The sequence below is a fragment of the Staphylococcus sp. EG-SA-2 genome (assembly GCF_017152085.1).
On sequence record NZ_JACYHC010000794.1, the window covers coordinates 1 to 1,338 of the forward strand.

Here is a 1,338-nt window from a genome sequence, read left to right on the forward strand (position 1 = left end):
TGGAGTTAATCTACGTCTCATCTCATTTTTAAAAAATCATTTATGTCCCAAGCTCCATTTTGTAATCAAGTCTAGTTTTTCTGTACCCCTTATCTGCAATTTTACTTAGGATTGCTTTTAACTTACCTCTTATCTGCAATTTTACTTAGGATTGCTTTTAACTTACCCCTTATCAGCAATTTTGCATGGAATTGCTTTTAACGCACCTCTTATCTGCAATTTTACTTAGAACTGCTTTTAACGTACCTCTTATCTGCAATTTTACTGAGAACTGCTTTTAACTTACCCCTTATCAGCAATTTTGCATGGAATTGCTTTTAACGTACCTCTTATCTGCAATTTTACTTAGAACTGCTTTTAACAAACCTCTTATCTGCAATTTTACTTAGAACTGCTTTTAACGTACCTCTTATCTGTAATTTTACTTAGAACTGCTTTTAACAAACCTCTTATCTGCAATTTTACTTAGAATTGCTTTTACTATTCCTCTTATTAGTATAATCTCAGTAAGAATGCGTATAAAAATGAAAATTACAACCGATTTTGTAAGTGCTGACGCCTGAGGGAATAGTATGTGCGAGAGACTAATGGCTCGAGCCATACCCCTAGGCAAGCATGCACGTACAAAATCGTAAGATAAAAAAATAAGCATATCACTGTAAACTTTAAAAAATCAGTTTAGTGATATGCTTATTTATTTCGAGTTAGGATTTATGTCCCAAGCTCATCAAGCACAATCGGTCACTAGTTTATTTCTCTATCTTATATGTTCTGATATGGTCTTCTATACTGTATAAGTATACTTTTGAATATGGATCTTGTGTCAATTCACGTTCGAAATCAAATTCTTGATTATCAAATCTGTTAAAGAATGTTTCGTATTCTTCGACTGATAATTGCTCTCTAGATTCTAGCATATTTAAGTGTTTCTCTTTATCTAATGCTTTGTCATATCCTTTAACGATTGAACCACTAAAGATTTCTCCTACTGCTCCTGAACCATAACTAAATAGACATACTTTCTCTTCTGGTTGGAATGTGTGGTTCTGTAATAACGAAATTAAACTTAAGTATAATGATCCTGTATAAATGTTACCAAAATCTCTATTCCATAATACGGTTCTGTTGCAAAGTTGAATTTATAGTATAATTTTAACAAAAAGGAGTCTTCTGTATGAACTATTTCAGATATAAACAATTTAACAAGGATGTTATCACTGTAGCCGTTGGCTACTATCTAAGATATACATTGAGTTATCGTGATATATCTGAAATATTAAGGGAACGTGGTGTAAACGTTCATCATTCAACGGTCTACCGTTGGGTTCAAGAATATGC

1 protein-coding gene and 1 pseudogene are annotated in these 1,338 nt (G+C 32.5%); one reads left to right on the forward strand and one right to left on the reverse strand.

All coding sequences use genetic code 11. The annotated features are described in order from the left end of the window. Window positions 1–749: 749 nt before the first annotated feature. Complete coding sequence (locus IDG60_RS14335) at window positions 750–1,139, reverse strand: hydroxymethylglutaryl-CoA synthase (protein WP_346767039.1); 390 nt, start codon at window positions 1,137–1,139, stop codon at window positions 750–752. A gap of 35 nt (window positions 1,140–1,174) precedes the next feature. Here IDG60_RS14335 and IDG60_RS14340 point away from each other — a divergent pair. Continuing rightward, a pseudogene (locus IDG60_RS14340) lies at window positions 1,175–1,338 on the forward strand (IS6 family transposase); the annotation flags it as partial.